This window comes from Hyphomicrobium sp., from assembly GCF_019744875.1.
In the GTDB taxonomy this organism is placed as follows: Bacteria; Pseudomonadota; Alphaproteobacteria; order Rhizobiales; family Hyphomicrobiaceae; genus Hyphomicrobium_C.
On record NZ_JAIETU010000005.1, the window covers coordinates 1056351 to 1082255 of the forward strand.

22 protein-coding genes, 1 tRNA gene, 1 pseudogene and 1 riboswitch are annotated in these 25905 nt (G+C 65.6%); of the genes and pseudogenes, 15 read left to right on the forward strand and 9 right to left on the reverse strand.

The window, feature by feature from the left end; translation table 11 throughout:
* Nucleotides 1–61 precede the first annotated feature (61 nt).
* From K2Y42_RS14935 to K2Y42_RS14950, 4 genes are all read right to left on the reverse strand, one after another.
* Entirely contained in the window at nucleotides 62–1204 is a 1143-nt protein-coding gene (locus K2Y42_RS14935; protein WP_291153967.1) for a ribonucleotide-diphosphate reductase subunit beta, read from the reverse strand.
* Between the two features lie 102 nt (nucleotides 1205–1306).
* The gene (locus K2Y42_RS14940; RefSeq protein ID WP_291153968.1) at nucleotides 1307–4180 is read right to left on the reverse strand and encodes a ribonucleoside-diphosphate reductase subunit alpha; all 2874 of its coding nucleotides are present in this window, start codon (nucleotides 4178–4180) and stop codon (nucleotides 1307–1309) included.
* 112 nt (nucleotides 4181–4292) lie between these two features.
* Nucleotides 4293–4509, reverse strand: a riboswitch (cobalamin riboswitch).
* A gap of 150 nt (nucleotides 4510–4659) precedes the next feature.
* Complete coding sequence (gene rraA / locus K2Y42_RS14945) at nucleotides 4660–5145, reverse strand: ribonuclease E activity regulator RraA (RefSeq protein ID WP_291153969.1); 486 nt, start codon at nucleotides 5143–5145, stop codon at nucleotides 4660–4662.
* Between the two features lie 17 nt (nucleotides 5146–5162).
* Entirely contained in the window at nucleotides 5163–6581 is a 1419-nt protein-coding gene (locus tag K2Y42_RS14950) for a short-chain fatty acyl-CoA regulator family protein (protein WP_291153970.1), read from the reverse strand.
* Between the two features lie 131 nt (nucleotides 6582–6712).
* Between K2Y42_RS14950 and K2Y42_RS14955 the strand changes: the two genes are divergently transcribed.
* From K2Y42_RS14955 to K2Y42_RS14985, 7 genes are all read left to right on the forward strand, one after another.
* Nucleotides 6713–7990: an isocitrate lyase gene (locus tag K2Y42_RS14955; RefSeq protein WP_291153972.1), complete on the forward strand. Its 1278-nt coding sequence runs from the start codon at nucleotides 6713–6715 to the stop codon at nucleotides 7988–7990.
* Between the two features lie 43 nt (nucleotides 7991–8033).
* Entirely contained in the window at nucleotides 8034–8282 is a 249-nt protein-coding gene (locus K2Y42_RS14960) for a hypothetical protein (protein ID WP_291153974.1), read from the forward strand.
* The gene (locus K2Y42_RS14965; RefSeq protein WP_291153976.1) at nucleotides 8279–8668 is read left to right on the forward strand and encodes a hotdog domain-containing protein; all 390 of its coding nucleotides are present in this window, start codon (nucleotides 8279–8281) and stop codon (nucleotides 8666–8668) included. The genes K2Y42_RS14960 and K2Y42_RS14965 overlap by 4 nt, the downstream gene beginning before the upstream one ends.
* Before the next feature lie 26 nt (nucleotides 8669–8694).
* Entirely contained in the window at nucleotides 8695–9753 is a 1059-nt protein-coding gene (locus tag K2Y42_RS14970; protein ID WP_291153977.1) for a hypothetical protein, read from the forward strand.
* A gap of 145 nt (nucleotides 9754–9898) precedes the next feature.
* Nucleotides 9899–10252 carry a metalloregulator ArsR/SmtB family transcription factor gene (locus tag K2Y42_RS14975; RefSeq protein ID WP_291153979.1) on the forward strand — a complete coding sequence of 118 codons (354 nt, stop codon included), beginning with the start codon at nucleotides 9899–9901 and terminating at the stop codon, nucleotides 10250–10252.
* On the forward strand, nucleotides 10249–10776 hold the full coding sequence (locus tag K2Y42_RS14980) for an arsenate reductase ArsC (RefSeq protein ID WP_291153981.1): 528 nt from the start codon (nucleotides 10249–10251) through the stop codon (nucleotides 10774–10776). Before K2Y42_RS14975 ends, K2Y42_RS14980 begins: the two co-directional genes overlap by 4 nt.
* Nucleotides 10769–11476 carry an MIP/aquaporin family protein gene (locus tag K2Y42_RS14985; protein WP_291153983.1) on the forward strand — a complete coding sequence of 236 codons (708 nt, stop codon included), beginning with the start codon at nucleotides 10769–10771 and terminating at the stop codon, nucleotides 11474–11476. The genes K2Y42_RS14980 and K2Y42_RS14985 overlap by 8 nt, the downstream gene beginning before the upstream one ends.
* A 182-nt stretch (nucleotides 11477–11658) precedes the next feature.
* Here K2Y42_RS14985 and K2Y42_RS14990 read toward each other — a convergent pair whose 3' ends face one another.
* Complete coding sequence (locus K2Y42_RS14990) at nucleotides 11659–11907, reverse strand: DUF3297 family protein (RefSeq protein ID WP_291153984.1); 249 nt, start codon at nucleotides 11905–11907, stop codon at nucleotides 11659–11661.
* Nucleotides 11908–11955: 48 nt separating this feature from the next.
* Nucleotides 11956–12040, reverse strand: a tRNA-Leu gene (locus tag K2Y42_RS14995).
* A gap of 258 nt (nucleotides 12041–12298) precedes the next feature.
* Between K2Y42_RS14995 and K2Y42_RS15000 the strand changes: the two genes are divergently transcribed.
* Nucleotides 12299–13282 carry a complex I NDUFA9 subunit family protein gene (locus K2Y42_RS15000; protein WP_291153985.1) on the forward strand — a complete coding sequence of 328 codons (984 nt, stop codon included), beginning with the start codon at nucleotides 12299–12301 and terminating at the stop codon, nucleotides 13280–13282.
* Between the two features lie 110 nt (nucleotides 13283–13392).
* Entirely contained in the window at nucleotides 13393–14175 is a 783-nt protein-coding gene (locus K2Y42_RS15005) for a DUF2939 domain-containing protein (protein ID WP_291153986.1), read from the forward strand.
* A 22-nt stretch (nucleotides 14176–14197) separates the two neighbouring features.
* Here the strand turns inward: K2Y42_RS15005 and K2Y42_RS15010 are convergent, their stop codons facing one another.
* Entirely contained in the window at nucleotides 14198–14818 is a 621-nt protein-coding gene (locus tag K2Y42_RS15010) for a tetratricopeptide repeat protein (RefSeq protein ID WP_291153988.1), read from the reverse strand.
* 227 nt (nucleotides 14819–15045) lie between these two features.
* Between K2Y42_RS15010 and coaBC the strand changes: the two genes are divergently transcribed.
* The 4 genes and pseudogenes from coaBC (at nucleotide 15046) to K2Y42_RS15030 (ending at nucleotide 19515) form a co-directional block, all read left to right on the forward strand.
* Nucleotides 15046–16308, forward strand: coding sequence for a bifunctional phosphopantothenoylcysteine decarboxylase/phosphopantothenate--cysteine ligase CoaBC (gene coaBC / locus K2Y42_RS15015; protein WP_291153990.1), 1263 nt, complete (start codon nucleotides 15046–15048; stop codon nucleotides 16306–16308).
* 8 nt (nucleotides 16309–16316) lie between these two features.
* Nucleotides 16317–16796, forward strand: a pseudogene (dut, locus tag K2Y42_RS15020) (dUTP diphosphatase); the annotation flags it as partial.
* A gap of 284 nt (nucleotides 16797–17080) precedes the next feature.
* Entirely contained in the window at nucleotides 17081–18082 is a 1002-nt protein-coding gene (gene cysK, locus K2Y42_RS15025; RefSeq protein ID WP_291153993.1) for a cysteine synthase A, read from the forward strand.
* Between the two features lie 38 nt (nucleotides 18083–18120).
* Nucleotides 18121–19515 carry a PDZ domain-containing protein gene (locus tag K2Y42_RS15030; protein WP_291153995.1) on the forward strand — a complete coding sequence of 465 codons (1395 nt, stop codon included), beginning with the start codon at nucleotides 18121–18123 and terminating at the stop codon, nucleotides 19513–19515.
* Nucleotides 19516–19653: 138 nt separating this feature from the next.
* Here the strand turns inward: K2Y42_RS15030 and K2Y42_RS15035 are convergent, their stop codons facing one another.
* Entirely contained in the window at nucleotides 19654–20856 is a 1203-nt protein-coding gene (locus K2Y42_RS15035) for an aminotransferase class V-fold PLP-dependent enzyme (protein ID WP_291153997.1), read from the reverse strand.
* A 262-nt stretch (nucleotides 20857–21118) separates the two neighbouring features.
* Nucleotides 21119–21955 carry a bifunctional 2-polyprenyl-6-hydroxyphenol methylase/3-demethylubiquinol 3-O-methyltransferase UbiG gene (gene ubiG / locus K2Y42_RS15040; RefSeq protein ID WP_291153999.1) on the reverse strand — a complete coding sequence of 279 codons (837 nt, stop codon included), beginning with the start codon at nucleotides 21953–21955 and terminating at the stop codon, nucleotides 21119–21121.
* Between the two features lie 233 nt (nucleotides 21956–22188).
* Between ubiG and K2Y42_RS15045 the strand changes: the two genes are divergently transcribed.
* Together K2Y42_RS15045 and ptsP are read left to right on the forward strand one after the other, a co-directional pair.
* Nucleotides 22189–23451, forward strand: a complete 1263-nt coding sequence (locus tag K2Y42_RS15045; RefSeq protein WP_291154001.1) for an aspartate kinase — start codon at nucleotides 22189–22191, stop codon at nucleotides 23449–23451.
* A 174-nt stretch (nucleotides 23452–23625) separates the two neighbouring features.
* Nucleotides 23626–25899 carry a phosphoenolpyruvate--protein phosphotransferase gene (gene ptsP, locus K2Y42_RS15050; protein ID WP_291154002.1) on the forward strand — a complete coding sequence of 758 codons (2274 nt, stop codon included), beginning with the start codon at nucleotides 23626–23628 and terminating at the stop codon, nucleotides 25897–25899.
* The last annotated feature ends 6 nt before the right edge of the window (nucleotides 25900–25905 follow it).

Sequence of the window (25905 nt, forward strand, 5' to 3'; positions counted from 1 at the left end):
ACGGGTACGGATGCGGTCCGGAGGGACGCCGGCGGTTTCGACGGCGTCCCTCCGGTGCCGTTTACTCCCAGCTCAGAGCGCCGCCGTTCTGATATTCGATGACGCGCGTCTCGAAGAAGTTCTTCTCCTTCTTGAGGTCCATGACCTCGCTCATCCAGGGGAACGGATTGTCCGTCTCGGCGAACACCGGCATCAGGCCGAGCTGGCCGCAACGGCGATTGGCGATGAAGCGCATGTACTGCTCGCAGAGCTTCGCGTTGAGGCCGAGCAGGCCTGCGGGCATCGTATCGCGGCTGTAGGCGCTTTCGAGCTCGGCCGCGTCGTGCAGCATCTGGCGGACCTCGTCCTGGAACGCCTTCGTCCAGAGGTGCGGGTTTTCGACCTTGATCTGGTTGATGACGTCGATGCCGAAATTCATGTGAATGCTCTCGTCGCGCAGGATGTACTGATACTGCTCCGCGATGCCGACCATCTTGTTGCGCCGTCCGAGCGACAGGATCTGGGCGAACCCCGTGTAGAACCACATGCCTTCGAACACGACATAGAACGCGACGAGATCGCGCAGGAACGCCTGGTCCGTCTCGGGCTTGCCGGTTTTGAACTCGGGATCGTCGAGGTGCTTGGTGTAGGCGAGCGCCCAGGCGGCTTTGTCGGTGATCGACGGCACCTCGCGGTACATGTTGAACAGCTCGCCCTCGTCGAGGCCCAGGCTTTCGACGATGTACTGGAACGTGTGCGTGTGGACGGCTTCTTCAAACGCCTGCCGGAGCAGGTACTGGCGGCACTCGGGGTTCGTGAGATGGCGATAGATGGCGAGCACGATGTTGTTCGCCACCAGGCTTTCGGAGGCTGCGAAAAAGCCGAGGTTGCGCTTCACCATGCGCCGCTCGTCTTCGGTGAGGCCGTCGCGCGATTTCCAGAGCGCGATGTCGGCCTGCATCGAGACTTCCGTCGGCATCCAGTGATTGTTGCAGCCGGACAGGTATTTGTCCCACGCCCAACCGTACTTCAGCGGCAGGAGCTGGTTCACGTCGGCGCGGGCGTTGATCATCCGCTTGTCGTCGACGCGGACGCGCCCGCCGGACCGATCGATATGACCGAGACCCGTGCCGCTGTCGGCGGGGATCGACGGCGTGGGGATCGATGGCGTGGGCAGACGAGGTTCAGGCGCGCGCGTTGCGGCTGGCTCTGACCAGTCGAGCATGGGTGTTCTCCTTGATGTGGGACATGAGGAGAATGCCGACGCAGTACAAACAAGCATTCGAAAGGGTGCGGGTGCCGGGCCGACTGGCCCGGCGAGATGGTCTTACTGGCAGGCTTCGCAGGTCGGATCCTCGAGGGAGCAGGCCTTGGGGGCCGCCTCGAATGCAGCGGGAGCCGAGATCATGCCGCCGCCGGAGACGGCATTGAGCTTGCCGTCGGTGCCCTTGAGCGTCGATTTCTCGACATGCGTCGCCGACTGCGAGCGCAGGTAGTACGTGGTCTTGAGGCCACGCTCCCAGGCAAGCCGATAGAGGGCGTCCAGCTTCCGGCCGTTCGGCGCGGAGATGTAGAGATTGAGAGACTGGGCCTGGTCTATCCACTTCTGGCGTCGCGATGCGGCATCGACGAGCCAGTGCGCATCGACTTCGAAGGCGGTGGCGTAGAGCGCCTTCAAGTCGTCCGGCACGCGGTCGATGGCGCCGAGGGAGCCGTCGAAGTACTTCAGATCCGACACCATGACCTCATCCCACAGCCCGCGCGCCTTGAGATCGCGCACGAGATGCGTGTTCACGACCGTGAAGTCGCCCGACATGTTCGACTTGACGTAGAGGTTGCGGAAGACCGGCTCGATCGACTGCGCGACGCCGCAGATGTTCGAGATGGTGGCGGTCGGCGCGATGGCCATGACGTTCGAGTTCCGCATGCCGGTCGTGCGGACGCGGTCCCGCAGGCCGCTCCAGTCGAGCGTGGCCGAGGTGTCGACACGAAGATCGTTGCCGCGGGCGTCGCTGAGCAGCGCGAGGGAATCGATCGGCAGGATGCCGCGGCTCCAGAGCGAGCCATCGAACGACGGGTAGCGGCCGCGCTCTTCGGCGAGATCGGACGACGCAGAGATCGCGTGGTAGCTGATCGCCTCCATGCTGGTATCGGCAAACGCGACGGCGGCCTCCGACGCGTAGGCGATCTTGAGCGTGTGCAGCGCATCCTGGAAGCCCATGAGGCCGAGACCGACGGGGCGATGACGCAGGTTCGAGCGGCGCGCCTCGGGGATCGTGTAGAAGTTGATGTCGATCACGTTGTCGAGCATGCGCATGGCGGTCTTGACCGTGCGTGCGAGCCGATCCTGATCCAGTCCCTCGGCCGTGACGTGGTTGGCGAGGTTCACGGACCCGAGATTGCAGACCGCGACCTCGTCGTTCGAGGTGTTGAGCGTGATCTCGGTGCAGAGATTGGACGAATGCACGACGCCGGCATGCTGCTGCGGCGAGCGCAGGTTGCACGGGTCCTTGAATGTGATCCAGGGGTGCCCGGTCTCGAACACCATGGTGAGCATGCGCCGCCAGAGATCGACCGCGCGAACGCGACGGGCAATCTTCATCTCCATTCTTTCGGCCTTGGCCTCGTACTCCCGGTACTTCTCGGCGAAGGCGAGTCCGTAGAGGTCGTGCAGCTCAGGCACTTCGTCGGGAGAAAAGAGCGTCCAGTGGCTGTCTTCCGCGACGCGCTGCATGAACAGATCCGGGATCCAATGGGCCGTGTTCATGTCGTGCGTGCGCCGGCGGTCGTCACCGGTGTTCTTGCGGAGGTCCAGGAACTCCTCGATGTCGATGTGCCACGTCTCGAGGTAGGCGCAGACGGCGCCCTTGCGCTTGCCACCCTGGTTGACGGCGATGGCGGTGTCGTTCGCCACTTTCAGGAACGGGACGACGCCCTGGCTTTCGCCGTTGGTGCCCTTGATGTGTGCGCCGAGGCCGCGCACGCGCGTCCAGTCGTTGCCGAGCCCGCCCGAATACTTGGCGAGCAGCGCGTTGTCCTTAACGGCCTTGAAGATGCCGTCGAGGTCGTCGGCGACGGTCGTGAGGAAGCACGAGGAGAGCTGCGAACGCGGCGTGCCGGCGTTGAACAGCGTTGGCGTCGAGCACATGAAGTCGAACAACGAGATCAGGCCATAGAACTCGATGGCTTTTGCTTCGCGGTCGATCTCACGCAGGCTGAGGCCCATGGCGACGCGCATGAAGAAGGCTTGCGGCAGCTCGAAGCGGACGCCTCTCGTTTGCAGGAAGTAGCGGTCGTAGAGGGTCTGCAGTCCGAGGAACTGGAAGTTCCTATCGCGCTCGGGCTTCAGCGCCTGGCCGATCCGGTCGAGATCAAAGCGGCCCAGCTCCGGATCGAGAAGATCGGCGGCAATGCCCTTGGCAATGTAGCTGCGGAAGTAGTCCGGGTAGCGCTCGGCCATCTCCGCCTGGCTCGCCCGGTCGGGGCGGCCGGAGACGAATGTGAGAGCTTCCTCGCGTAGCTGATCCATCAGGAGGCGCGCGCTGACTTCGCTGTAGGCGGGCTCCGTTTCGATCAGGGTGCGGGCGGCAAGGATCGGCGCAAGTGTGAGCTCGTGCGCGGCGATGCCGTCATAGAGATTGCGGTAGGTCTCCGAAAGAACGGCCTCGACCGACACGTCCGGCAGTCCGTCGCATGCTTCCCCGACGATGAGGGCGAGCCGCTGATGGTCGAGCGGCGCCAGGGTTCCGTCGCGGCCTTTGACGCTGAGGGCCGGAAGGTCTGCGCGCACGGCTTGAGATTGTGCGCTTGCCGCTCTCTCCTGGGCGCGGGCTTCGCGGTAGAGCACGTAGGCACGCGCGACCTTGTGATGCTCGCCGCGCATGAGCGCGAGCTCGACCTGGTCTTGCACCTCTTCGATGTGGAACGTGCGGCCGGCTTCACCCCGGCGCGTGAGCGCGGACACGATCTGCGCCGTCAAGTCTTCGACGATCTCGTGCACGCGACGCGAGGCGGCGGCGCGGCCGCCTTCGACGGCGAGGAACGCCTTCGTCAGCGCGACGGAAATCTTGGTGGGATCGAATGGCGTGACGCCGCCGCTGCGGCGGATCACCTGGAAAGCCGGCACGGCAGCCGTCTTGGACACGTATCCGCCTGATGCGGACTCGCCTCCGGCACTTCTTGCTTCAAATGCGATGGACATCGGCAAACCCCTGAATTGTAGGGGGCTTGGGCCGAATGGGGACGCGCAACCGATCATTCACGCATGCGCGCGCATGATCGAGCACCACCCACCGGGACACCCCGCCCGAGGACGTTCAAAATTCGTCCTGGGCAGGTCTCCTGGCTCGCAGGTCGTTGCTACCTGTCTGGTCTTCCCGGTTTGCACCAGTGACCGTCGTCGACAGATAACTCGCTGCTTACAGTTGCGGGGGCAGCCCCGGGATGGTCGTTGCCTTGTGGGCGCGACGCACCGGGTTCCCTCTTAGCGCCGAGCGGCTACGCGCGGCGACCCATGACGCGGTCATAACGCCTGATTCGGACAAGGCCGCCTAGCGAGCCAGCGCAACATGTAGCGTTTTAAAATTTTTCAGAGGCAGATCTTGTGTGTAACGGGGATGACGTCAGAACAGCGTTGACGCCATCCGTTCCGATGCGGCCTCGCGAAGGCCGGGGCGACGCTTACACTTCGCTGGCGCCTGCGGCCAAGACGATGACGCCATCCTCGTCGGCGCAGATCAGGTCGTTCTCGCTCACCTGCGTGCCGGCCAGATCGATCGAAATGTGTGCCGAGCCTTCGCCGCGACGCGTCGAGCGCTTGGGAATTGCGGCGAGCGCCTTGATACCGATGTCGAGCGTCGCAAGGATGGCCGTGTCGCGCACGCATCCGTAGACGATGACGCCGTTCCATCCGTTCGCTACCGCGTCCTTGGCGATCATATCGCCGAGCAGCGCGCAGCGCAGGCTGCCGCCGCCGTCGACCACGAGCACCTTGCCATGTCCGGGCGTCGCCAAAAGCTCCTTCACCCGCGAGTTGTCCTCGAAGCACTTCACGGTCACGGCGTGGCCGGTAAACCTTTTGCGGCCGCCGAAATCGCGGAAGACGGGTGCGAGTACGCCGGCCGCGTCGCCGTGCTTGTCCGAGAGATCACACGTGGTGGCGCTCATTGGGTTTTCCATCTCGATCAGGCGGCCGGATAAGGCGTGAAGCGGCGCTCGTTCTCGTCGATTGCAAAGCGGCGGCCGATGGCGGGAAACGCACGCTGCGGGCAGCTCGGGCGTTCGCAGATCTTGCAGCCGGCTCCGATGGGCACTGCCGCGGACTGATCCTTGAGATCGAGCCCCTTCGCGTAGACCGTTCGATGCGCGTGCGAGAGGTCGCAGCCGAGGCCGATGGCGAACGTTTTCGAGGGCGCGCCGAAGCCGCCCTGTCCGCGCGACACCGTGCGCGCGATCCAGAGATAGGTGCGGCCGTCCGGCATGCTGGCGAGCTGTGTGAGGATGCGGCCCGGCGTCGAAAAGGCTTCGTAGACGTTCCAGAGCGGACAGGATCCGCCGACGCGGGAGAAGTGGAAGTCGGTCGCCGACTGCCGCTTCGAGATGTTGCCGGCGCGGTCGACGCGCACGAAGAAAAAAGGCACGCCGCGCGCTTCCGGGCGCTGCAGCGTGCTCAGCCGATGGCATATCGTTTCGAAGCCCACGCCAAAGCGCTGGCGCAGCAGCTCGATGTCGTAACGCAAGCGTTCGGCGGCTTCGAAAAACAAGCCGTACGGCATGATCAACGCGCCGGCGAAGTGCGTGGCGAGGCCGATGCGCGCTAAGCGGTAGGTCTCCTCGCTGCCGGACGCGGCGTCGCGGGCGAGTGTCTCGATCACGTCTCCCTTTTCGATGTAGGCGAGCTGCGTTGCCATCTCGAATGCGATCTGGCCCGGCATGAGAGTCGACGAGAGGCGGAGGATGCGGTTTGACGCGTCGAAGCTGCGCTGGAGGGGGCTGGCTGTGGTCGGCGGCTCGACGATCACCTGGATGCCGAGCCGGCTCGCGAGATAGCGCTTCAGTCCCGTTACGCAGTCTCCCACGGACAGGCGCGCTTCCGCGAACGTGGCTTCCGCCGCCTCGTCCAGATCCGCGAAATAGTTGTGGTTGGCGTAGAAGTAGTCGCGCACGCGCTCAAAGGGCATGAGCTGGACGGGTGCCCGCTCTTCCGTGCCGACACCCAGCCGCGCGGCCAGCGCGTCCGCGCGCTCTGACGCCTGGCGCATGCGCTGATGCTGCTTGACGAGCGCGCGACCGACCGCCGGCATGTTGGCCACGATCTCGCGGATTTCGGTTTGCGCGATCTGCTCGTCGAGTCCCGGATCGGCGAACACGTCGCGGAGGTCGGCGATGAGGCGGGCCTCCTCGTCCTCGCTGAAGAGCTGCACGTCGACGCCGAACACGGCGTTGATCTTGAGCAGGATCGGGACCGTCAGGGGGCGCTGGTTCTTTTCGAGCTGGTTCAGGTAGCTCGCCGAGAGATCGAGCGCGCGGGCGAGTGCGACCTGGGTGAGCCCGCGCTCTTCCCGCAGCCGCTTGAGGCGCACGCCCATAAAGGCTTTCCGCATCGTCCACCCTCCTTCGCAAAATTCGCAAATTTGCAAGGTTGGCTTCGCAAAACTCCGCATTTTCAGGAGTTTATTGCGATCCTTCGTTGCGGATAATGCGAACAACGGAGTTTGGCAAGCTGGATTGCGGGATGACGAAGAAGATCACATTCGAGCATCTCGTCCCGAATGCGATGCCGGGCCGGTTCGACGGTATTCATCGTCCCTACACCGTCGCCGACGTGCTGAGGCTGCGCGGGGCCGTGCCGGTCCGCCACTCGATTGCCGAGCACGGCGCCAATCGTCTTTGGAAGCTTCTCGGGACGTGGCCCTCGGTTCACGCGCTCGGCGCATCCACCAGCGGCCAGGCCGTGCGGATGGTAGGGGCGGGGCTCAAGGCGCTCTATCTCTCGGGACAGGATCTCTCGGAAGCTGATGCGGCGGATGATGCCGTGCCCGTGACCTCCGGTCCGGAGCGTGTGCGCCGGTTCAACACTGCGCTGCGGCGCGCCGATCAAATCGAGCACGCGGATTGTGCGCATGGGGGCGGCACAGCTCGCGTTGAGAGCTGGTTTGCGCCAATCGTTGCCGAGGCCGGTTGTGGGGGATCGCTCGAGTCCTTCGAAATCATGACGACCTACATCGATGCGGGCGCCGCAGGCGTTCACTTCGACGACCGCCTGCCTCGTGATGCGACGCACGGCCATCGCAACGAGGCGGTGCTGATCCCGACCGGCGATCACATTCGCAATCTCGTGGCGGCGCGTCTCGCGGCCGATATCATGGGTGTTCCAACCGTCATCATCGCGCGGACGGATGCGGCATCGGCGCCGCTCGTCACATCCGGCGCCGACGCGCGCGACCGCGCGTTCATCGTGCCCGGTGTACGCACGCCCGAAGGCTTCTATGCCTTTCAATGCGGGGTCGATGCGTGCATCGCGCGGGGCCTCGCGTATGCGCCCTATGCCGACATCCTCTGGTGGGAGACGCCGACACCGAACCTCAAGGATGCCGCCCGGTTCGCCGAAGCGATCCACCGTAAGTTCCCCGGCAAAATCCTCGCTTACAACTGCTCGCCCTCGCTGCATTGGACGTCGCGGTTCGATGCGAACTCCATCGCGCGCTTCCAAAGAGAGATCGACGCGATGGGCTACAAGTTTCAGTTCGTCACGGCTGCGGGCCTGCGTCATCTCACTGGCGGATTGCGCGAGCTTGCAGGCGGGTTCCGCGACCGCGGTATGGCCGCCTACCTCGAGCTGCAGCAGGCGGACGCGGCGGGCGAGATCCGTTGTGACACGGCCGCGCCGCTCAGCCGGGATTTTTCTCGCGGATACTTCGAAGCCGTTTCGGCCGCGATCGGCGGCGCGACTTCGTTTGCCTTCACGTCGGAAGCCACGGAAGCCGCGCAGTTTCAGACTGCCGCGGAATAGCGTCGTTTTTTGAACACGTCCTTTTTTAACCGGAGATGAAGAGATGCGAACCGCAGAAGTTGTTGCAATTTCGGATCCGTTCAGCGGTCCCAAGACGGCCGATGCCGAGGTATTGATCCGCCGCGTTGCGGAGACGTTGCACCGTCTCAACCAGCAGATCACGACGGCGGTCGACGCGGGCGTGACGATCGAGCTCATTCGCGGCTCGCGCTTTCACAACGGCCTCGGGCAGTGGGGCGATCAGATGATCCCCATCGTCAAGGTGCCGGAAGACCATCAGGAGCGGTCATGACCGCGCCCGATCCGTCCGAGACCCGCCTCGTTGAGATCGTGTTTCCCGAGCAGGCCAATCACTACGGCACGTTGTTTGGGGGCACGGCGCTGAACCTGATGAGCAAGGCGGCGGCCATCGCGGCGGCGCGCCGGGCGGGTTGCAGTGTCGTGATGGCCTCGTCTGACAAGGTCGATTTTCATTCGCCGGTCATGGTCGGGCAGGTCGTGGAGCTGTGCGCGCGTGTGGTTCGCGTGGGTCGCAGCTCCATGACCGTCAAGGTGGATGTGCTGGCCGAAACGCTCGGCAAGTCGGAGCGCAAGCTCACCATGCGGGGCAGCTTCGAAATGGTGGCTGTCGATGCGGATGGCCGGCCGACGCCGATCGCGAGCGCGGCGGCCGACTGAACGAGAGCTTGGCCGGAGGCGACGGCATGGTCCAGACCGCGAATTTCGGCCTGCCGCGCCTTGGCGTCGCGCGTGCGCTCGAGGCGGCCGCCGAGGCCTATCGAAACGGCGAGATCGACGCGGCCGCGTTGCGCCAGGCCGGGGCGGAGCTTCGCGCGCGTCATTGGCGGCTGCAGAAGGACGCAGGGATCGACATCGTCCCCTCGAACGATTTCTCGTTCTGTGATCGCGTGCTCGCCATGTCGATCATGGCCGGATTGGTTGGCTTCGATGCATCCGCGAAGACCGAGAGGCCGTGGTTCGACACGGCGGAACGCTACATCGTTCCGGAGTTTCATGCCGATCAGGAATTTCGTCTCGCATCGCGCAAGGCAATCGACGAGTTTAGCGAAGCGGCTGCCCTCGGCATTCCCACGCGGCCAGTGCTGATCGGTCCCGTCACGTATCTCTCGCTCGGGAGGGTGATCGACGGCGCGTTCGATCCCATTGCGTTGCTGGACAGGCTTCTGCCGGTCTATGTGCAGGTTCTGGCGCAGCTCGATGATGCGGGCGCCGACTGGGTTCAAATCGACGAGCCGGTCCTAAGCGGCGCTTTGACAGCGGCGCAGAGGACAGCCTTCAGGCGCGCCTATGGCCTGCTTTCGACCATCGGGATCAAAATCCTCGTGGCCACGTATTTCGGCGGGCTTGGCGCCAACCTGGATGTGGTCGCCGAGCTGCCAATTGATGGACTGCATGTCGATCTCGTCAGCGCGCCGCGCGAGATTGATGACGTCCTGTCGCTCTGGCCGGTGGATCGCGTGCTGTCGCTCGGCGTGGTCGATGGGCGCAATGCGGGGCGCGCGGACCTCGAGGGTGCGCTAGCCGCGATCGATATCGCCGCGAACGCGCGAGGCCGCGACAGGCTCCAGATCGCGCCGTCCTGCCCGCTGATCTACGCTCCGGCCGATTTCGATCTTGAGGCCGCGTGCGATCCCGAGTTTGCGCCGTGGCTTGCCTACGCCAAGCAAAAGCTCGCCGAAGTGGTCGCGCTCAAAGACGCCGCCACGCGCAGCACGTGTCCTGTCGCGCGCGCATATTGCTGATTTCGGGCGGGCGTGGCCGCGAGCCGGTCGCGCGAACGGGCGGCGAACCAACGGCCCAGCTCCCCTCATGCGGATCAGGCGTAGACACGGGGTAACGCGTCGGGTATTGACCATTTTAATTCAATGATCCTTGAATGATTGGAATATGAATAAGAAGCAAGCCGTGACCTCGCTGTCCGCTCTCGCGCATGAGCAGCGACTGGGCATCTTTCGATTGCTGGTGAGGAGGGGCGCCACGGGGCTGCCGGCGGGAGAGATTGCGGCCGCTGTCCGCGCGAGCCCTACGGCTGCTTCTTTTCACCTCAAGGAACTGGAACGAGCGGGACTGATCAGGTCAACCCGCCAGGGACGCAGCATCGTTTACGCTCTTCATGTCGACGCCGTTCGGAGGCTGCTCACGTACCTCACGGAGGATTGCTGCCAGGGCAATCCGGAGATGTGTGCCGCGCCCATCAACACCTCCAAGACCCTCTGTTGCGTAGAAGGAGACGTGAAATGACGGCCGCACATGCACCGTTGAACGTGTTGTTCCTGTGCACTCACAATTCGGCCCGGTCGATCATCGCGGAAGCGGTGCTGAACCGGCTTGGGCAAGGGGCGTTTCGCGCGTTCAGCGCCGGAAGCGCGCCGTCAGGGCGTGTGCATCCTTTCGCGCTCGATCTGCTGCGGCAGCTCAACTATCCAACGGACGCGGTGAGGTCGAAATCGTGGGAGGAGTTCGCGGCGCCCGATGCGCCGAAGATGGATTTCGTGTTCACCGTTTGCGACGACGCAGCCAACGAGACGTGTCCGGTCTGGCCAGGGCACCCGATGAGTGCCCATTGGGGGCTGCCAGACCCCTCGGCCGCAGAAGGCAACGAAAGCGAGCGTCGCCTCGCGTTTGCCGACACGCACAGGATGCTCAATCGGCGCATCAGCGTGTTCACGAGCCTTCCGCTCGCAACTCTTTCGAAGCAATCCCTTCAACGCCGTCTCGATGACATCGGCAGCGCGCAGGGAGCTGCTGAGGCGGCTCATGACTAGGCGAGACGTTGCGCGCGCCCTGGTCGCGGAAGGATTGGGGACCGGTCTTCTGGTGGCCTGCGTCGTCGGGTCCGGGGTCATGGCTTCGGATCTGTCGGCAGAAAACGCCGGATTGGCTCTGTTGGCCAACTCGCTTGCGACGGCGGCGATCCTCGTCGTGCTCGTGGCCTCTTTGGAGGCCGTGTCGGGAGCGCATTTCAATCCCGCCGTCACGCTGACGCGTGCGCTGAGCGGGAAAATGGGGGCTGGCCTGGCGGTGTCGTACATGGCCTCTCAGGCCCTTGGCGGCTTGCTCGGCACCGCGTTGGCGCATGGCATGTTCGAGCAGGTGCTGTGGCAGCAGGCGGCACAGCAGCGGAACGGGGCAGGTCAGCTTGCGGGTGAGTTCGTTGCGGCGTTCGGCTTGATGCTTGCCATCATTCTCACCGCGCGCAATCGGCCGGCCGCGTTGCCGGCTGTTGTCGGCCTCTTCATCGGAAGCGCCTACTGGTTCACGTCTTCCACCTCGTTCGCGAACCCCGCCGTCACCCTGGCCAGAGCGTTTTCCGACACGTTCGCAGGGATACGACTGACCGACGTTCCGGCGTTTGTCGTTGTGCAGTTTGCGGGTGCTTGGTGTGGGAGCCTGTGCGGTGGATGGCTCGCGGGTGAGCCTGGCCGGCCAGCCTCCGATCCTGTCGCGTCGTCCGCCTCGCCTTGATGCGCGAGGGCTCGATGCGCGAAGATCAGGACGCGGTACCAAATGCCGCGCCTCGCCGTTCTTCTTTCGAGCGAAGCGGGACGTGTCGATGTTGGCGGTGCTGACTGCGGTCAGCCCGCCGGAATTCAGACGAAGGAGTGGGGAGGCGGTTTAGGGTGCTACGCCGCTGATCGGCGTCATCGTCAGGCTGCGCCGTCCTCGAGCAGGAATGGCTCGACCTTGCCCTTAAGGGTCAGCATCAGAGGGCGGCCGTGGCGGTCAACCGACTTTCCAGCCGCGACGCGGACCCAGCTCTCGCTGACGCAATACTCCTCGACGTTGGTTTTCTCGGCCCCATTGAAGCGGATTCCGACGCCGCGCGCCAGAAGGTCAGCATCGTGGAACGGGCTTTGCGGGTCCACCGAGAGCCGGTCGGGGAGATTTTGGGTCATCGGACTGCCGAGATCAGAGTGTCGCCGCTCAGTCGCACCCGGCGAAAATGGTGCCCAGAAGAGGACTCGAACCTCCACGCCTTGCGGCGCTGCTACCTGAAAGCAGTGCGTCTACCAATTCCGCCATCTGGGCAAGCCGTGGCCTGCGGCGCATGAGTTACGGGCAGTGGGCCACATTGTCAATTGAGAGCGCACGCTTTCCGCGGGGCATGGGCATTTTGTTCGGGGCGGGATATCACTCTCGTCACGATTCAGTGCGTCCTTGACGTCCCGGCTTCAGGCGCGGGTGCTGGGACGCGAGATCCAGGATACGCGATCCGGGATCAAGATTTGGGTTCAAGATCAGGCTCCGGGCGCAGCGGCCCGGGTACGAGCGGCGAGGGAGGGCAGCGTGGCACCAAACGGCGGCATCAAGGGGCTGGTCACGATTTTCGGCGGGCCGGGTTTCGTCGGCCGGCATGCGGTTCGGGCGCTTGCCAAGGACAAATTCCGTATCCGCGCCGGCTCGCGCCGTCCGGACCTCGCGGGCTATCTGCAACCCATGGGCAACGTGGGTCAGATCCAGCCGGTGCAGGCCAACCTGCGCTATCCCGATTCGGTTCGGCGGGCGGTGGACGGCGCGCAGGTCGTCATCAATTCCGTCGGCGTGCTGGCGCCATCGGGGGCGCAGAGCTTCGAGGCGGTGCATGCGGAGGGCGCACGAGCCGTCGCACGGGCCGCGCGGGAAGCCGGCGCGCACAAGCTGATCCACATTTCGGCCATCGGCGCGTCCGCTTCGTCGAAAGCCCACTACGCCAAGAGCAAGGCCGAGGGTGAAGCCGCGGTGCTCGAGGAATTTCCGGGCGCGATCATTCTCCGCCCCTCGATCGTGTTCGGGCCCGAGGATCAGTTTTTCAATCGCTTCGCGGCGATGGCGCGCGTTTCGCCGCTGCTGCCGCTGATCGGAGGCGGCGCGACGCGCTTCCAGCCGGTGTTCGTCGGCGACGTGGCGGAGGCGATCGCGGCAGTGGCGCAGGGTGCGGGCACGCCCGGCCAGATCTACGAACTCGGCGGGCCGGAGGTGCTGTCGTTCCGCGAGCTGCTGGAGCGCACCAACGAATATGCCGGACGCAAGCGGGGCTTCATTTCGCTGCCGTTCTGGCTCGCCAAGCTGCAGGCCGCGCTGACGTGGCCGCTGCCGAATTCGTTGCGGCCGCTGACGGTCGATCAGGTGCGGCTGCTGCAGTCGGACAATGTCGTCAGCAGCGGCGCGCTCGAGGAGGGGCGGACGCTGGCGGGTCTCGGTGTTTCGCCGCCGCGCTCCATCGGCGCCGTGGTGCCGAGCTACCTCGAACGCTTCAAGGCCAAGGGGCAGTACGCGCATTACCGCGGGTAGGTCTCGCCCGAGGGCCTGACGATTGCAGGCAGGGGCTGGGTTGAGCCCCGGGGGAAAGTCCGGCGGCGCGCATGTCGATGCGGCGCATGCCGGTTCAGGAGGGGAACATCATGGCCCGATCGCGATCCGGTACGTCCGTCGCCAGCCTGCTCAAAATGCGGTCGCTGGGGTCACTTGGCTTTGCGGCCGTGGTGGCCTTCTACGTCGCGTGGCCGCTCTATGCGGGCTACGACATCAAGTCCTCGCTCGACGGCCACAACGTGGAAGCACTCAATGCGCGCGTGGATTTTGCGAGTGTGCGCACGTCGCTCAAGCCCTCGGTGACGGCGAAGGTGGACAAGGTCGTGAGCGACGCGCTGCGCAAGACGGGCACGGTGGGCGGCGCGATCGCAGACCGCTTCAAGGCGCAGGTGATGCCGCGCATCGTCGACGGAGTGCTGGCCACGCTCGTCACGCCGGAAATGATGATCCGCATTCATGCCAGCGGGCGCTCGCTCAAGGAGGCGCTGGACGGACTGGTGTTCGAGCGCGCGTCGCAGACGCAGGGCATCGGCGGCGGATTGATGATTGTATCCGGAGACGAAACGCAGGCCGGGCGGAGCCGCATCGAGGAGATCGCGGGGGCGCTCGGGATCGATTCCAAAAAGGCGCTGGGCGGGGCGGGCGCGCAAGATGCCGCGGGCGGGGCGGCGGGGACTGCCGTGTTGCCGGCCAAGAGCGGACCGCTGCCCAAGTACGGTCTCGGCAACATCAAGCACTTCTCGCTCAATGGTCCGCTGGGCCTCTCGATCGGCGTGTCGCGGGATGCGGCCGGGCGCAAGCCGGAGGTGACGGCGGATCTCAGCTTCGTCGACGGATCGTGGAAGCTGACGGGGCTCACCCCCGAGGACTGAAACGTCGCGTCGCGGAGCCCGTTTACGACGTCGCCGCGCGGCATTCCTCGTCGGCGGGGAGCGGGTCGCACGTGGCGCGCGTCACGCAGACCTCGAAGGCGCGGCGCACGTCGCTCGTGTAGAAGCCGTCGATGGGGCCCTTGTAGATGCCCTGGGCTTCGAGGCCGCACTGATAGAGCTTGATCAGGTGCTCGCCGCCGAAGCGCACGGCCTGCTCGTAGTCGCGCAGGGCTGCGGCGTGCTTGCCGAGCGCCTGGTGGATGTGGGCGCGCGTGTCGTGGGCGTGCGCGCTCGCGGGCGTAAGCTTCAGGGAGCGCTCGACATCGGCCATGCCTTCGTCCAGGCGGCCGAGCTTGTAGTGCACCCAGCCGCGATTATTGAGCGCCATCGAGGATTGGGGATCGAGCTTGATGGCCATGTCGTAGTCCGGGAGCGCGAGCTCGAGCGCGCCGTCCAGGGAGAGGGCGAGCGCCCGCATGGCATAGGCAAGGCTCTTGGTGCCGGAGTCCAAATGTGGGCTGTCGATCAGCTCCGAGCACCCGGCGATGCGGCGGGCGTTGTTCTCGCTGAAGCAGTCCGAAATGGTGTTCGAGGCGGCCATCGATCCGCCCGCGCCGGCTGCGATGACAGCGGTCAGGGCCAAAAGCGCTGCTCGGACGCGGGCATGCACGGGGCGCAACCTCGATTTCTGGTAACCATCGGGCCCTGGTCTCGCCGGAGGGCGGGGGCCGGATATGATAACATGAACGCTCAGATACCCGGTTGGCTTCATTTGATATCGGCTGGCTTCGAGGGTATGGCTCGGGTCTGTGGCGAGAACATGCTCCGGCCTCGCCCGAATTTACTGACGGACCGGACAGTCGAGAGCCCATGAAACGCGTGCTCATGATCATCGGCGGTGGAATAGCCGCCTACAAGTGCCTGGATCTCGTGCGGAGGCTGCGCGAGCGCGGCTACCCCGTGCGTTGCGTGATGACCAAGGCGGCGCAGGAGTTCGTGACGCCGCTCGCGGTGGGCGCGATCAGCAACGAGCGCGTGGCGACGGACCTGTTCGACCTCGAGGGCGAGCGCGAGATCGGCCACATCCGGATGGCGCGCGATGCGGACATCGTGGTCGTGGCTCCGGCGACGGCCGACTTGATGGCGCGCATGGCGCAGGGGCACGCCAACGATCTTGCGACGGCGGTGCTGCTCGCGACGCGCGCGCCCATCCTGATTGCGCCCGCGATGAACCCGGCCATGTGGAGCCACGCGGCGACGCAACGCAACGTGCGCCAGCTCGAACGCGATGGCGCGGCCTTCATCGGCCCCAACGCCGGCGAGATGGCGGAGCAGGGTGAAGCGGGGGTCGGTCGCATGGCCGAGGTGCCGGAGATCGTCGCGCGCATCGAGGAGATGCTCGGGGCGAACGACAAAGGCGGTTTCGGGTTCATTTCGGTCGGCGCGACGCGCGGGCCGCGGCCGTTGCTGGCGGGACGGCATGTGCTCGTCACCAGCGGGCCGACGCATGAGCCGATCGATCCGGTGCGCTACATCGCCAACCGCTCGTCCGGCAAGCAGGGCCATGCCATTGCGGCGGCGGCCCAGCGGCTCGGCGCGCGCGTGACGCTGATCACGGGGCCGGTGCAGATTGCGGACCCCGAGGGGGTAACGGTCGAGCGCGTCGGGACTGCGGAAGAGATGCTGGCGGCCGTAACCGCGGCGCTGCCGGCGGACGTTGCGGTGTTCGCCGCGGCGGTGGCCGACTGGCGCGTGGCAACGCCCGGGCGCGGCAAGATCAAGAAGACCGCAGGCAACGCTCCGCCGTCGTTGAACCTGGTCGAGAACCCGGACATCCTGCGCGCGATTGCCACGCGTGGTGCGGGCCGGCCGGCGCTCGTCGTGGGGTTCGCCGCCGAAACGCAGACGGTCGTCGGCAACGCGCAAGCCAAGCTCAAGACGAAGGGCGCCGACTGGATCGTTGCCAACGACGTATCCGAGAGCACCGGCGTGTTCGGGGGCGAACGCAACCAGGTCCACTTCGTGTCCGCGGCCGGCGTGGAGCCGTGGCCGGCGATGACCAAGGCGGACGTGGCGGATGCGTTGATGCAGCGGGCGGCCGCATGGCTGGCCGACGTGCGGGAACAGGTGTAACGGGGCTCATGCGCAAACCACGAACTCAAGCGTCGAAAGCGAGCGGCGGCGTGCGCGTGCGCATTGCCGTGCTGGAGCATGGCGAGGGGCTGCCGCTGCCGGCCTATCAGTCGGAGGAGGCCGCAGGGCTCGATCTCGTGGCGGCGATCGGCGAAGGCGACAGCATCGTCATCGCGCCGCGCAAGCGCGCTCTCATTCCGACGGGGCTGTCTCTGGAGCTGCCAAAGGGGTTCGAGGGGCAGGTGCGGCCGCGCTCCGGGCTTGCGCTCAAGCACGGCGTGACGGTGCTGAACAGCCCGGGGACGATCGACTCGGACTATCGCGGCGAGGTGAAGATCATCCTGATCAACCTCGGCGAGGCGCCGTTTCGCGTGCACCGGGGGGAGCGAATTGCGCAGCTCGTGATCGCGCCCGTGACGCAGGTCCGGCTGGCGCGGGCCAAGGTTCTCGATGCCACCAAGAGGGGCAAAGGCGGGTTCGGATCGACCCGGGTTGGGACCGAAACGCCGGCGCGGCCAAAGGTTAAAGCGGCGGCAAAGGCGAAGGCCTCTAGCAAAAAGTCCGTAAAAACAACGGCATAATTATTTTCCCTCGGGGCACGCCCTAACGGTCGTGCGTTTGCCCGCGCAATTCGCTGTGCGACCAGTCGTGCGACCGGTCGTGCGACTCTGGCAGCGCGTTTGTAGCGCTTTGGCCACGCGGCAAAATATGCGAGAATCAGAGACGTAAATCCCGACAAGCCATTCCCGACCAGTCATAGAGCAGACCGACGATGACCGACGCGAGCGAGATCAAGACCTTGAAGGCCACCTCGACCTGGGGGCGCGGCAAAGTCTATGCGGACATTACCGAAACCATCGGCCACACGCCTCTGGTGCGCGTGGGCCGCATGGCGAAGCAGGCCGGCGCCAAGGCCGACGTGCTTGTGAAGCTCGAATTCTTCAATCCGCTGTCGAGCGTCAAGGACCGCATCGGCGTCGCCATGATCGACGTGCTCGAAGCGGAGGGCAAGATCGAGCCCGGCAAGACCGTGCTGGTGGAGCCGACATCGGGCAACACGGGCATCGGCCTCGCCTTCGTGGCAGCGGCGCGCGGCTACAAGCTGATGCTGGTGATGCCGGAGTCGATGTCGATGGAGCGGCGCAAGATTCTCGCCCACCTCGGCGCGGAGCTGGTGCTGACGCCGGCCGCCGGCGGCATGCCGGGCGCCATCGACAAGGCCAACCAGCTCCTGGCCGCGACGCCGGGCGCCATCCAGCCGAGCCAGTTCGAAAATCCGGCCAATCCCCTCGTGCATGAGAAGACCACGGCCGAGGAGATCTGGAACGATACGGAGGGCAAGGTCGACGTGCTCGTCGTCGGTGTCGGCACCGGCGGTACGCTGACGGGCTGCGGGCGCGTGCTCAAGGCGCGCAAGCCGTCGCTCAAGATCATCGCGGTCGAGCCCGAGGGCAGCCCGATCCTTTCGGGCGGCGCGCGCGGTCCCCACAAGATCCAGGGCATCGGCGCGGGCTTCGTGCCCAAGGTTCTCGACACGACCTTCATCGACGAGGTCGTGCGCGTTTCCAACGATCAGGCCTTCGAAACGGCACGATCGCTTGCGAAAGTCGAAGGAATTCCGGGTGGCATTTCGACGGGCGCCAACGTGGCGGCCGCGCTCGAAGTCGCCGCGCGTGAGGGCATGAGCGGCAAGACGGTCGTGACGTTCGCGCCGTCCTCGGCGGAGCGCTATTACACGAGCGAGCTGTTCGTCGATCCGCCGCAGAAAGTGTGATTGTCATACGCGTTTTTGAACCAGGGGAGCCCTTGCGGGTGAGGCCTTTTCTTTTTGCGGCGCTGATTGTGCTTGCGCCGGCGATCGCCGCAGAGCCGGTTTCGGCTCAGCGGTGGACGCCGTTGACGGGCGTGCTTTCGCCGGATGGCGAGAGCGGCAGCAAAAAAGCGACCGAAGATACTGCGCCCAAAGAGACCGAGAAGGGCGCCAAAGCGCAGTCCGACATCGCGTCGCAAGTGCGGACGCTCAAGGTCAAGCTCGGCAGGGCTACGACCGACGGGCAACAGCACGGCAGCCTCGGCGTGCGGATGATGACGGTCGACGCGGATCTCGCGAGCGGCCTCGGCCTCGGTGCGCGGCGCGGCGTCATGGTGACGGAAGCGGCGATCGGCGGCGGTACCAATGCCGACGGACTGCTGGCCGGCGACGTGATCGAGAAGGTCGAAGGCGCCCGTATCGAAGCGGCTGATGAGCTCACAACCAAGATGCGCAATCTCAGCCCGGATGCTGAAGTCAGCGTCGAGGTCTGGCGGGCGGGCTCCGGGACGGCCGACCTCAAGAAGATGCTGATCGATCGGGCGAACGGCGGCAACGTCGGCGCGGCAGCGAGCCTTGGGCGCCTGCTCTCGCTTGGGCTCGTTTTCGGAGCGAAGAACAACGTTGAGGCCGCGCGCTACTATCTGATGGCTGCCGAGCAGGGCCACCTCGGCTCCATGACGCGCTATGCGCTGTTCGCGAAGGACGGCATCGGCATCGAGAAGAACGAAGCGCTGGCGGTCAAGTGGTTCCGCCGCGCGGCCGACGGCGGCCAGGAAGCGGCCATGACCAACCTCGGCGGTCTTTACGAGGCAGGCCGCGGCGTGAAGCAGGATTATGCCGAGGCGGCGCGCTGGTACCGGCGCGCGGTGGACAAGGATCACGTCTTCGCCATGCATCGGCTGGCGCTTCTCTATGAGACCGGCCGGGGCGTGACGAAGGACGACGAGGAGGCGGTGCGCCTTCTGACGCGGGCGTCCGAGGGCGGCCTGAGCGAGGCGACCTCGTGGCTCGCCGACAAGTACGAGCAGGGACGCGGCGTCGCGAAGGACGAGCATCAGGCCTATCAGCTCAATGCGCGGGCGGCCGATCAGGTGCGCAAGGCGGCGGACCAGGGGAACGCCGTTGCGACCTTCAACCTCGGCATTCTCTATCGCATCGGCAAAGGCGTGAGCAAAAGCGATACGGAAGCCGCCTACTGGGTCGTGAAGTCGCTCAGGCTCGGTGACAAGTATCTGGTGTCGGAGCTGATCCGGAACCCCAACGTGCTGTCGGTTGCGGATCGCAAGTGGCTGCAGGAAGTGCTGCGCGACGAGGGCACCTACAAGGGCCCGATCAACGGCACGTTCTCGCCGGAAGTCCGCACGGCCATGGAAGCGCTCGCCAACCCGGCGTGATGCCGAGACAGAGCGAGTTTCAGCAAACAGAAAAGCCCCGATCCGGATGCCGGATCGGGGCTTTGTCTTTGAATGCCAGGCTTACGCGTCAAGCCGCCTTCGCGGCTCTACCCGCTACGCCGCCTTCGCGGCACTGTCCTAGGCCGCCTTCGCGGCTTGGGGCTTGGCGCAGTCGGCGATGTAGTTCATCGCCGCCAGAACGCCGCCCTTCTTGTGCGGCACGCCCGCGAGCTCGAGGCCGATTTCGACGCCGGTCAGCGCGCCGAGCACGGTCAGCTCGTTCGTGTCGCCAAGGTGGGCGATGCGGAACGCCTTGCCGGCGAGCTTGTTCAGGCCGGTGCCGAGCGACATGTTGAGGTTCTCGAGCACGATCTTGCGGAACGCGTCGGCGTTGTGCCCTTCCGGCATGAGCACGGTGGTGACGGCCGGGCTGTCGTACTTGGCGTCGCGGCAGTTGACTTCGAGACCCCAGGCGCGGACGGCGAGACGCGTGGCCTCGGCGAGGCGCTCGTGGCGCGCGAAGAGGTTTTCGAGGCCTTCCTCATGGATCAGGCGGATCGCCTCGTCCAAGCCGTAGAGCAGGCTGGTGGCGGGCGTGTACGGGAAGAAGCCGTCGTCGTTGAACGCCAGCATGTCGTCCCACGAGAAGTAGGAGCGTGCGAGCGTCGCGGACTTCGAGGCTTCGATCGCCTTCTCGGAAACGGCCGTGAAGGAGAGGCCCGGCGGCATCATCAGGCCCTTCTGCGAGCCGGCCACGGTGACGTCGATGCCCCATTCGTCATGGCGCAGGTCGGCGGCGGCGAGACCCGAGATCGAGTCCGTCATCAGAAGTGCCGGATGCTTGGCGGAGTCGATGGCGCGGCGCACGTCGTCGAGGCGCGTGCGGCAGCCGGTCGAGGTCTCGTTGTGGACGACGCAGACGGCCTTGATGGCCTTCGCCTTGTCCTTGCGGAGGTGGTCTTCGATCTCCTGGGCGTCGGCGCCGATGCGCCAGTCCGTCTGGATGACCTCGGCGCGCAGGCCGAGGCGGTCCACCATCTGCTTCCACAGCACGGCGAACTGGCCGGTCTCGACCATCAGCACGCGGTCGCCGGGCGAGAGCGTGTTGGTGAGGGCGGCTTCCCATGCGCCGGTGCCGGACGACGGATAGATCATCACGTGACCCTGCGTCTTGAACAGGGTTTTCACGCCGGCGAGCACGCGCTTGCCGAGGCGCTGGAAGTCGGGTCCGCGGTGGTCGAGAACCTGGCGGGACATGGCCGCGAGTACGCGCTCCGGCACGGGAGTCGGTCCAGGAATTTGCAGAAAGTGCCGGCCAGGGCGGCGTGGCTCGTTCGACATTGATGGTCCCCTTTACCGCTCGTCGCGTAGCCGACGCGTGTCCTCGGAGGTGAAATCTCCCAGGGTTGGCCGGCCAAATTTTTGAACGTACTTCTGCGCGAGCAGCGGCAGCTATAGGAGCCAAATCGGAAAGCCGTCAAGGCCGTTCGGGTGGACTAAGGCACCAGGAAGGCCAAGAAATTCCATGATTTCGACATTGGGCGAAAAAGTCGCGGATCGGTTTTGCTGTACGGCGTGTCGAAAGAGCAAAAAATTCCTGATGTCATCGGGACGCGGGCGGCTTTGCCGCCGATGCCAGGTAGTTGACGTCCGTGTCAGAGGAGAGACTCCAGTCGTCGCGCAGGGGATTGTAGACGAAGCCCGAAAACCGCGGAGCCGAAAGCCCGGCGGCGGTCACGTGGCGGGCCAACTCGTCCGGCGTGACGAAGCGCTCCCATTGGTGTGTGCCGCGCGGCAGCCAGCCCAGCACGTATTCGGCCCCGACGATGGCCAGCGCGTAGGCCTTGAGGGTGCGATTGATGGTCGAGAGAACGAGAAGGCCGCCGGGGCGCACGAGCGCGGCGCATGTCGCCACGAAGGCGGCGACGTCCGGCACATGCTCCACGACCTCCAGGCAGACGACGGCATCGAACAGCTCGCCTTCGGCCACCAGCGCTTCGGCCGTCGTTGCGCGATAGTCGATGGTGAGGCCCTGTCCGGCGGCGTGATCCTGCGCGATGGCGATGTTGCGCTCGCCCGGGTCGATGCCCGTGACGCGCGCGCCGAGGCGCGAGAGCGGCTCCGACATGAGGCCGCCGCCGCAGCCGACATCAATGATGCGCAGGTCCTGCAACGGGCGCAGGCCGTCGCTGTCGCGGCCGAAGTGGCGCTTGATCTCGTCGCGCACGAAGGTCAGGCGCGCCGGGCCGATCTGGTGGAGGGGGCGGAATTTTCCAGTCGGGTCCCACCACGCCTTGGCGAGCGCCTGGAAGCGCGCGACTTCGGCGGCATCGAGGTTGCCGGGCGCGGCGGTCGCGCCGGCTCCGGCGGAGGGGTCCGCTGCGGGCTCGGGCGTGGATTTCGTCGTCGCTGTGGTCGTCGCTGTTGTCGTCGTTGTCATGGGCCGGAAGGTGACAGGGCCCGCGCCATTGTCAACGCAAAGGCCACGCTGGCTTTTCTGCAACGCTTTTGTTGCGGCTCGGACATGTTCCCGGTAAGAGAACGGCCGAAACCAGGGCTGTTGCCGGACTCCGTGGTTCGCCGCCTGGCGAGCCGGGTGCGCGCCGGCACCGGCCCGGACACCTTCCACAGATTGGGCTTCAGGCAGACGCGGGACTCAGGCGGTTCAAGGCCATGGCTGTTGTTGTGATGAAATTCGGCGGGACTTCGGTCGCCAACGTGGAGCGCATTAAGAATGTCGCGCGCCACGTCAAGCGCGAGGTCGATGCCGGGAACAAGGTGGCGGTCGTGGTCTCTGCCATGTCGGGCGCCACCAACCAGCTCGTGGCCTGGGTCAACGAGGCCTCGCCGCTTGCCGACAAGCGCGAGTACGACGCGGTGGTGGCCTCCGGCGAACAGGTGACGGCCGGACTGACGGCCATCGTGCTGCAGGACATGGGCATCAAGGCCCGCTCCTGGCAGGGCTGGCAGGTGCCGATCGAGACGAGCGAGGCGCATGGCTCGGCGCGCATTTCCGGCATCGCGGGCGAGGCGCTGATGGCGTCGCTCAACGCGGGCGAGGTTGCAGTGATCACGGGGTTCCAAGGTGTCGAGCCCAAGGCCAACCGGATCGCAACGCTGGGTCGCGGCGGGTCGGACACCAGTGCGGTGGCCATTGCGGTCGCGATCAAGGCGGACGTCTGCGACATCTACACGGACGTGGACGGTGTCTATACCACCGACCCGCGCATCGTGCCGAAGGCGCGCCGCCTGCCGAAGGTCAGCTACGAGGAAATGCTCGAAATGGCATCCTCGGGATCGAAGGTGCTCCAGACCCGCTCCGTCGAGCTGGCGATGGTGAACCAGGTCAAGACGCGCGTGCTGTCCAGCTTCGTGAAGCCCGAGGACATGGCGCCCGTGCGGGCCGGCAATCTGGAAAATATCGGAACAATCGTCTGTGGCGAGGATGAGATCGTGGAAAACCAAGTCGTCAGCGGCATCGCCTACGCACGTGATGAAGCGAAAATCACGATGCTCAAGCTCCAGGACAAGCCCGGAATCGCGGCGCGCATCTTCGGGCCGCTCGCCGACGCCTCGATCAACGTCGACATGATCGTGCAGAACGTCGCCGCCGACGGGCACCATACGGACATGACGTTTACGGTTCAGGCGGCGGAGCTGCCGCGTGCGCTCGCTGTACTCAAGGCGGCGATGGTCGACATCGGCGAGTTCGAGCTGCAGAGCTCGGCCGACGTCGCCAAGGTGTCGGTGATCGGCATCGGCATGCGCAGCCACGCCGGTGTTGCAGCGCACATGTTCAAAGCGCTGGCCGACAAGGGCATCAATATCCTTGCAATCTCGACATCCGAAATCAAGATCAGCGTTCTGATCGATGCTGCGTATGCGGAGCTCGCGGTCCGCACGCTGCATTCGATCTATGGGCTCGATGCAGCCTGAAAGGGCCTAAATCAACCGTTAAGGCCCCGCTACGCATTTCCAAGAGCAATTCCGTATTCGTGCTCAATTTGACGTATAACGGCCTCTGACCCCAGCTCTCAGGTGGGGTTTTGTGGACCCAACCTAGCGGCTGTGCCTGTGATGCCTTCGAGACGTGGCGAAGAGCCCCGTGTGATGCCAACCGAGCCTGCGCTGCGTGTCATCATGCGCCGGCTGCGGGACATCATGGCTGCGCCCGCGGATGGGGGCGTGGCTGCGCCTGCCGATGGGCAGCAGCGGCTCGACATGATCGTGCGCCAGATCGCGGGCGTGATGGTCGCCGACGTTTGCTCGCTTTATCTCAGGCGCCAGGACGGTTCGCTGGAGCTGTTCGCGAGCGAGGGTCTCAACCCGACCGCCGTGCACGCCACGATGCTGAAGCGCGGCGAGGGCCTTGTGGGCCGGTGCGCCGAGATGGCCGCGCCGATCAACGAGCGGGATGCCTCCAAGCATCCGGCGTTCTCCTACCGGCCGGAGACGGGCGAAGAGATCTATCACTCGCTGCTCGCGGTGCCGATCCAGCGCAGCGGCCAGGTGCTCGGCGTGCTGGTGGTGCAGAACCGCACGGTCAAGGAATACTCCGACGAAGACGTCGAGGTGATGCAGGCGACGGCGATGGTCGTGGCCGAGCATCTCGTGTCGGGTGCGGTTAGTTCGCCGATCGAAATCGCGCGCTCGCTGCAGAAGGTGGTGATTGGTGAGCCGATCTCGGAAGGGATCGCGCTCGGCCATGTGATGCTGCATGAGCCGCGCATCGTCGTTGCGAAGCTGATGGCGGATGACCCGGCGTTCGAGCTGCGCAAGCTCGAAGAAGCTTTGCACGATCTCAAGATGTCGCTCGACGAAATGCTGAGCCACGAGCTGCTGTCGGGCGCGGGCGATCATCGCGACGTGCTCGAAGCCTACCGCATGTTCGCCCATGACCGGGGCTGGGAGCGGCGGCTGCGCGAAGCGGTGCAGAGCGGCCTGACGGCAGGCGCGGCCGTCGAGCGCGTCAAGAACGGCACGCGGGCGCGCATGCTGAAGCAGGCCGACCCGTTCTGGCGTGAGCGCCAGCGCGACCTCGAGGATCTGTCGGATCGCCTGTTGCGCATTCTGGTCGGCGCGCCGGTCGGCTACATCAATCCGCCGGAAATGCCGACCGACACCATTCTCGTGGCCCGCAACATGGGCCCGGCCGAGCTGATCGACTATGACCGGACGCGGCTGCGCGGGCTCGTGATCGAGGACGGCAGCGGGCAGAGCCATGTCGCCATCGTCGCCAAGGCGCTGGGGATTCCGGCCGTCGGGCAGGCGGAAGGCATCGTCGAGCGCGTGACGGCGGGCGACGCGATCATCGTCGACGGCGTGATCGGCGAAGTGCACGTGCGCCCGTCTCAGGACGTGGTGTCGGCGTACACTGATAAGGTGCGCTTCCGGGCGCGGCGGCAGAAGCAGTACGCGGCGCTGCGCGATCTGCCGGCGGTGACGAAGGACGGCGATCAGGTCACGCTGCAGATCAACGCCGGCTTGCTGGCCGACATGCCCCATCTCGCGGAATCGGGCGGGGATGGCGTCGGGCTGTTCCGCACCGAGCTGATGTTCATGCTGTCGCACAGCCTGCCGCGCGTTGACCGGCAGACGCAGGCCTATGAAGCGATCCTGGACGAGGCGGCGGGGAAGCCCGTCGTGTTCCGCTCGCTCGATATCGGCGGCGACAAGATCCTCCCGTATCTCGGGCATGTTCCCGAAGAGAACCCGGCCATCGGCTGGCGCGCGATCCGCATGTCGCTCGACCGGCCGGCGCTGTTTCGCATGCAGGTGCGGGCGCTGTTGCGGGCGGGTGCGGGGCGCGAGCTGCGCCTGATGATCCCGATGGTGTCGATGGCGACCGAGATGGACCAGATCCGCGTCCTGATCGACAAGGAGCGCGACATTGCGGAAAAGCGCGGAACGCCGGCGCCGAGCAAGCTTCTGATCGGGGCCATGATCGAGGTGCCGAGCGTGCTGTTCGAGCTCGACGAGCTGTTGCCGCGCGTCGACTTCGTTTCCGTCGGCAGCAACGATCTCGTGCAGTTCCTGTTTGCGGCGGACCGGTCGAATTCGCGCGTGGCGAACCGGTTCGACTCGCTTTCCGTTTCGCCGCTGCGGGCGCTGAAGGCGCTGGCGGGCGCGTGCCGCAAGCACAACGTGCCGCTGACGCTGTGCGGTGAGATGGCGGGGCGGCCGCTCGAGGCGATGTGCCTCATCGGGCTCGGGTTCCGGACGCTCTCGATGGCGCCGGCGTCGATCGGGCCTGTAAAGGCGATGATCCGCTCGCTGCACGCCAACAAGATGCGGCTTCACGTGGATTCGCTGATCGCGAGCCGCTCGGGCAGCGTGCGGCGCGAGCTCGAACAATTCGCCGCCGATCACGGCATCGAACTCTAGAGAAGA